The sequence below is a fragment of the Catenulispora rubra genome (assembly GCF_015356825.1).
GTDB lineage: Bacteria > Actinomycetota > Actinomycetes > Streptomycetales > Catenulisporaceae > Catenulispora > Catenulispora rubra.
This window is the reverse complement of the sequence record NZ_JAACYW010000151.1, coordinates 20687-27177: the sequence shown is the minus strand read 5'-3', so window position 1 is coordinate 27177 and position 6491 is coordinate 20687. Positions and strand designations below refer to the sequence as shown.

The window sequence follows — 6491 nt, the reverse complement described above, 5'->3', positions numbered from 1 at the left end:
AGATGTGTATAAGAGACAGCCGGTGCCGAGACCGGCGGCGCGATCCCGGCGGCCGCGACCACCGGCACGCTCGCGCACACCGGCGCGGACGCCCTGACGCTGGCGCCGATCGGCGCGGCGCTGATGGGCGGCGGCGCGTTCATGTACCGCAAGTTCAAGCCGGCCCGCTCGCGCTAGGGTCCGGCCGCACCGGAGTCCGGCCGCAGCAGAGCCTGGTCACAGCAAAGTCTGGTTGCACCAAGACCTGCTCGCACTGGAGTTCGGTCGATACCTGCGCATATCCTGCCGACAAGCGTTGCTGGACATCGGCAGGTATACATAGGTAAGTAGCGCGTACGGGGCCCGGGTCCGTCAGGGATCCGGGCCCCGTCCTCGCCGCGTTCCCGCGCTTTTCATCGCCTTCTCAGCGGGAAGCTGCACAGTGCTGCTGTGTCTTGGGAATACAAGCACTAAGCGCGAGCACTGATCGGGTGACAAGGAGAAGCGAAGCGATGAGGACCGGCTGGATCGAACTCGCCGCCATTCCGGCGGTGCTGCTGGTCGTGTATCTCCTGCGCACCAACACCTGGGCCAGCCACCACGTGCGCAGCGTCTGGAACTGGCTCAAGGCCTGGGCGAAGCTGGCGCCGTTCACCACCGTGCTCTCGCTGCTGGTCGCGGTGCACGCCTGGATGCTGATCGGGCTGTCCCCGCGGCTGCGCGACGCGGTCCTGCTCACGCACTCCACGACGCTGGCGCACCTCAAGCAGGAGCCGCTGACCGTGCTGTTCGGCTCGGCGATGTGGACCGACGTCAGCGAGCTGCTGTTCCTGGCGCTGACCGCCTTCATCTACCTGGCGCCGCTGGAGCGCTGGATCGGCACCTGGCGCACCCTGTTGGTGTTCCTGGCCGGCCACATCGGCGCCACGATCCTGATAGCGCTGTGGATCGAGGAGACCGTCGTCCTCACCCCGGAGCAGGACCGGGTCTACTCCCGCACCATCGACGTCGGCATCAGCTACGGCGCCTACGCCTGCGCCGCGCTGCTGGCCTACCGGCTGCGCTGGCCGTTCCGGCTCTCGGCGTGGTCGCTGATGCTGGCCTACCTGCTCTACCAGGCCTCGCTGAAGGACTTCGACGCCACCGTCGACTACACCCCGCTCGGACACCTGGTCGCCTTCGGCATCGGGATGGCGCTGTACCCGCTGACCAGGACCGATCGGGCCCGGGAGCGCAGGCACGATCCCTGGATCAAGATCCCCCGCCCGACCTCGGAGTTTCCGGCGGATGAGCCGACGTCGGATAATGAGGCCACGAGCCTGGCGCGGTGACCCCGTGAAGCCGGGCGTGTGACAACGACGTCCGCCCCTGTACCGCGAGGGATGCGCCATGCCCGCAGCCGTTCCCCCGAACGCACCGATCGCTCCGAACGCCTCGAACACACCGAACGCCTCGAACTCGGCGTCGAACCCCGTCTCGAACGCCGCCTCGAACCCCGCCGACCTGACTGATCTTGTCTCCCTGGACGAGATCCAGCAGCGCGTCCTGTGGCTGGCCACCCGGATCGTCGACGCCGCCAACCACGACCGCGCCACCGGCGACGGGGTCAAGGTCGGCGGCCACCAGGCCTCCTCGGCCTCGCTGGTCACCGCGATGACCGCGCTCTACTTCCGGTATCTCGGCCCGGACGACAAGGTCTCGGTCAAGCCGCACGCCTCCCCGGTCTTCCACGCCATCCAGTACCTGCTCGGCGAGCTCGACGCCTCCTACCTCACCAAGCTGCGCGCCTTCGGCGGCCTGCAGTCCTACCCGAGCCGTACCAAGGACCCCGACCGCGTCGACTTCTCCACCGGCTCGGTGGGCCTGGGCCCGGCCGCGCCGCTGTTCGCCGCCGCCGCGCGCCGCTACGTCGACGCGCACTTCGGCGCCCGGCCCCGCTCCCGCTTCGTGGCCCTGCTCGGCGACGCCGAACTGGACGAGGGCAACGTCTGGGAGGCCATCGCCGACCCCGCGTGCGCGGGCCTCGGCGAGGTCATGTGGATCGTCGACTTCAACCGGCAGTCCCTGGACCGCGTGGTTCCCGGCATCCGCGAGGGCCAGCTGCGCCTGCAGTTCGAAGCCGCGGGCTGGCACGTCGTCGAGGTCAAGTACGGCCGGCGCCTGCAGGCGGTCTTCGACCGGCCCGGCGGCGGCGCGCTGAAGGCCTGGATCGACGCCATGCCCAACGAGCGCTACCAGTCGCTGTTCGGCCTGGACGGCGCGCGCCTGCGCTCGGCGTTCCTGGAAGGCGCCCCGCCCGAGGTCGCCCCGCTGATCGCGGTGGTCCCCGACGACGACCTCGGCGCCCTGCTCACCGACCTCGGCGGCCACGACCTGAGCGCGATGCTCGACGCCTACGCCGAGTGCGACGCGGTCACCGACCGGCCGAGCGTGGTCTTCGCCTACACGGTGAAGGGCTGGGGCCTGCCGATCGCCGGCAACCCCCGCAACCACTCCGCGCTGCTGAGCACCGAGCAGATCGCCACCCTGCGCGCGGCCCAGGGCCTGACCGATGCCACCGAGTGGGACCGCCTGTCCCCGGACACCGCCGCCGGCCGCCTGGCCGCGGCGCGCGCCGAGCAGCTGAAGCGTCCGCTGCCCACCGCGCACCCGGCGATCCCGGTCCCGGCCCAGGTCGAGACCCGCTCCCCGGCCAAGCCGACCTCGACGCAGGAGGCCTTCGGCCGCCTGGTGTCCGGCCTGGCCCGCACTCCGGACGTGGCGCGGCACCTGGTGACCACTGCGCCGGACGTGGCGACCTCGACGAACCTGGCCGGGTTCATCAACAAGTTCGGCGTCTTCGCCCCGGCCGAGGTGCAGAACTACACCGCCGCGGACTCCCCGGTGCGCTGGTCCGAGTCCCCGTCGGGGCAGCACATCGAGCTGGGCATCTCCGAGATGAACCTGTTCCTGCTGCTGGGCCAGCTCGGCCTGACCTGGGACCTGTCGGACCAGCCGCTGCTGCCGATCGGGACGGTGTACGACCCCTTCGTCTGCCGCGGCCTGGACGCGTTCATCTACGGGACCTACTCCGGCGCGCGCTTCCTGATCGCCGGCACGCCCTCCGGCGTCACCCTGGCCCCCGAGGGCGGCGCGCACCAGTCCACGATCACCGCCTCGATCGGCCTGGAGCTGCCGAACGTGGTGTTCTCAGAGCCCGCCTACACCCGCACGCTGGACTGGGTGCTGTGCGACGCGCTGGCCCGGATGGGCCGCGGCGAGGCCGGATCCTCGGCCTACCTGCGGCTCACCACCCGCCCGATCGACCAGGCCCCGTTCGAGGCCGCGCTGGCCCGGGTGGGGGAGGAGCGGCTGCGCGAGCAGGTGCTGGCCGGCGGCTACCGGCTGCACATCGCCGCCGAGCAGGAGAACGCCGGCGCGCCGGTGGTGCACCTGGCGGCCTCCGGCGCGGTCCTGCCGGAGGTGCTGGAGGCTGCCGCTGAGCTGGCCTCCGAGGGCGTCGCGGCGCACGTGGTCGACGTGACCAGCCTGGACCGGCTGTACACCGGCTGGCGGCGCGCGCTGCAGCAGGACTACCGCAGCGCCTCCGGCCCGCGCCGGCCGTCGGTGCTCAAGGAACTGTTCCCGGGGCGCGCGCCGATCGTCACCGTGCACGACGCCGCCTCGCACGCCATGGCCTGGCTGGGCTCGGCGGTCGGGGTGGCGGCGGTGCCGCTGGGCGTGGACGGCTTCGGCCAGTCCGGGACCGTGGCGGACCTGTACGCGCAGCACGATCTGGTGCCCGGCGCGATCGTCAACGCGGCGCTGGCTGCGCTGGCGCTGTGAGGGGTTGACGCTCCCATCTGACGGGCTGTCAGATGGGAGCGTGATGTTCCGGACCGAGCCGGCTTTGCCGGAGCAGGAGTGGCAGCTGCGGTTGGAGTTCGGCGGCGACGGGACTGCGGAGGCGGTTGCCGACGGCGTCGCGACGCTGGTGCTGGACCGTCCCGAGAAGCTGAACGCCTGGAGCTGGGAGGCATCGCGGCAGCTGGCGCAGATCGCGACCCGGATCCGGTTCGACGACCGCATCAGGGTCCTGGTGGTGCGCGGCTCCGGCCGGGCCTTCTGTGCCGGTGTGGACCTCGGCCTGCCGGAGGACCGCATCACCGGCCGCTCAGACGCCGAGCGTGCCCGCAACTTCGCCGAGGGCCTGCGCTGGGTGCACGAGCAGTTCCGGGCGTTCGCGACGCTGCCCCAGCCGATCGTGGCGGCCGTGCACGGCTACTGCCTCGGCTTCGGCTTCGAGCTGGCGCTGATGTGCGACATCCGCCTGGCCGCCGCCGACGCGGTGTTCGCGCTGCCCGAGGCCACGATCGGCATGGCGGTCGACGCCGGCGGCGAGATGCGGCTGGCCCGCGACGCCGGCAGCGGCTGGGCGAAGCTGCTGGCGCTGACCGGCCGGCGTATAGACGCGGCGACGGCGGCCCGGATCGGCGTGGTGCAGGACGTGCTCGCGCCGGAGGAACTGCTGCCGGCGGCCTACGCGCTGGCGGGCGAGATCGCGGCGAACGCGCCGCTGGCGGTGCAGGCGATCAAGCGGTCGGTGGACGCGTTCGCCGATCGGGGGTTGGCCGAGGCGATGGGGCAGGCGGCGCTGCTGGCGGCGACGACGTTCGTGTCGCAGGACGCGCCGGTGGGGTACGCGGCGAAGGCGGCTCGGCGGGTGGCGGAGTTCGAGGGGAAATGAGGGGCTCAGCCAGGCATGTCGCCGTGGGTCGGCGTCAGGGTGAATCGCTTCGCAACCGCTGTGGTTATGCTCGGCGTCCTCTCGGCATGTCTACTCCTAAGACTGTCGTGGCCTTCCATGCCCACCCCGACGACGAGGTGCTGCTCACTGGCGGAACGCTCGCGCGCCTCGCCGCCGAGGGGCATCGCACGGTCATCGTTGTGGCCTCCGACGGCGCGATGGGCGACGCCACCGAGCCCGGCGCACTGGTGCGGCTCGATGAGTTGCGGGCCAGCGCGCGGGTGCTCGGCGTGGCACGCGTGCACCACCTCGGCTACGCCGACAGCGGCCACGGCGCGATCCTCTATCCGGACCCTCCGGACCGGCCGCGGTTCATGCGCGCGCCTGTCGACGAGGCGGCGAGGCGGTTGGCCGCCGTCATCGAGGAGGAGCACGCCGATCTGCTCCTCAGCTATGACGCCGCCGGCGGCTACGGCCATCGCGATCACGTGCGGGTGCACGAGGTCGGGGCGCGGGCCGCCGAGCTGACCGGCGTGCGCGTGCTGGAGGCGACCGTGCCGCGTGAGCCGGTGGTGCGGCTGGGGAAGGCACTGCAGGCTGTGCGGGTTCTGCGAGGCTACGACTTCTCGGACGCCAGCTGGTTCGGCAGTCCGCGCGCGGCCATCACGCACCGGTACGACGTGCGGCGCTACGCCGGGGTGAAGCAGGCGGCGCTCGCCGAGCACCGGACGCAGTTCGGGAAGAACCGGGGCGGACTCTTCAACCGCATCCTGGTCCGCATGCCGACGCCGCTGTTCGCCGTGCTGCTTGGCCGCCGTGAGTGGTATGTCGAACCGCGACGCGACTGAGTGTTGTGTTGCCTCTCTCTACAGAAGGAGCCCCCATGTATCCCGGCCTCCCCGAACCGCCCCCGCCCGGTACCGCGATGCTGCCGCCGGGCGCGTTCGCCGGCGTCACGGTGTTCATCACCGGCGGCGGGACGGGCCTGGGCCGGGCGATGGCGGCGGAGTTCGCGCGCTGCGGCGCCGCGGTCGCCATCGCCAGCCGTGACGCCGGGCACCGGGAGCGGGGCGTCGCGGAGGTGCGGTCGGCGGGCGGCGCGGCGATCGGCGTGCCCTGCGACGTGCGCGACCCCGAGGCGATCCGCGCGGCGTTCGACGCCGCCGAGGAGGCGCTCGGGCCGGTAACCGTGCTGGTCAACAATGCCGCCGCCAACTTCCCGATCCCCGCTGCAGACCTGTCCCCGAACGGCTGGCGCGCCGTGACGGACATCGTCCTCGACGGCACCTTCCTGTGCTCGCAGGAGCTCCACCGCCGCTGCACAACCCGCCAAAGCCCCGGCGCCATCCTCAACATCCTGGCAACCCAAGCCTTCACCGGCGGCTCCGGCATGTCCCACGCCGCGGCGGCCAAAGCCGGCGTCGCCAACCTGACCAAATCCCTGGCCGTCGAATGGGCCCCCGAAGGCATCCGCGTGAACGCCCTGGCACCCGGCCTGTTCCCGCACGAGGACATGCGCGAAGACCTGAAGGCCCTCCGCCCCGAACCGGACACCGACGCCACCCGCCAACCAGCTCTCCGCACCGGCCGCCGCCACGAACTCGCCTGGGCGGCGACCTACCTGTGCTCGCCCTTCGCGGCCTTCCTCACCGGCCACACCCTGGTCATCGACGGCGCCAACCACCTGCGGCGCGACTTCGTGATGCCGCCGCACACGCCGATCCGGGAGCAGCTGCCGCCGCGTGGGTAGGGGGCCGCGTGCCGCACACCCCAGCCCCGCCGGGCC

The 6491-nt window shown here is 72.1% G+C and carries 6 protein-coding genes; all 6 read left to right on the top strand.

Annotated features, from left to right (window positions below):
* Positions 1-42 precede the first annotated feature (42 nt).
* The 6 genes from GWK61_RS60995 (at position 43) to GWK61_RS32600 (ending at position 6455) form a co-directional block, all read left to right on the top strand.
* Positions 43-177, top strand: coding sequence for an LPXTG cell wall anchor domain-containing protein (locus GWK61_RS60995; protein ID WP_194915539.1), 135 nt, complete (start codon positions 43-45; stop codon positions 175-177).
* Positions 178-491: 314 nt separating this feature from the next.
* Entirely contained in the window at positions 492-1310 is an 819-nt protein-coding gene (locus GWK61_RS32620) for a rhomboid family intramembrane serine protease (protein WP_194915534.1), read from the top strand.
* A 58-nt stretch (positions 1311-1368) separates the two neighbouring features.
* Complete coding sequence (locus GWK61_RS32615) at positions 1369-3804, top strand: thiamine pyrophosphate-binding protein (RefSeq protein WP_228563306.1); 2436 nt, start codon at positions 1369-1371, stop codon at positions 3802-3804.
* A 43-nt stretch (positions 3805-3847) separates the two neighbouring features.
* The gene (locus tag GWK61_RS32610) at positions 3848-4705 is read left to right on the top strand and encodes an enoyl-CoA hydratase/isomerase family protein (protein WP_194915533.1); all 858 of its coding nucleotides are present in this window, start codon (positions 3848-3850) and stop codon (positions 4703-4705) included.
* A gap of 86 nt (positions 4706-4791) precedes the next feature.
* Positions 4792-5553 carry a PIG-L deacetylase family protein gene (locus GWK61_RS32605; RefSeq protein ID WP_194915532.1) on the top strand — a complete coding sequence of 254 codons (762 nt, stop codon included), beginning with the start codon at positions 4792-4794 and terminating at the stop codon, positions 5551-5553.
* Between the two features lie 35 nt (positions 5554-5588).
* Positions 5589-6455 (top strand): SDR family oxidoreductase, encoded by an 867-nt coding sequence (locus GWK61_RS32600; RefSeq protein ID WP_194915531.1) that lies wholly within the window; start codon positions 5589-5591, stop codon positions 6453-6455.
* Positions 6456-6491 lie beyond the last annotated feature (36 nt).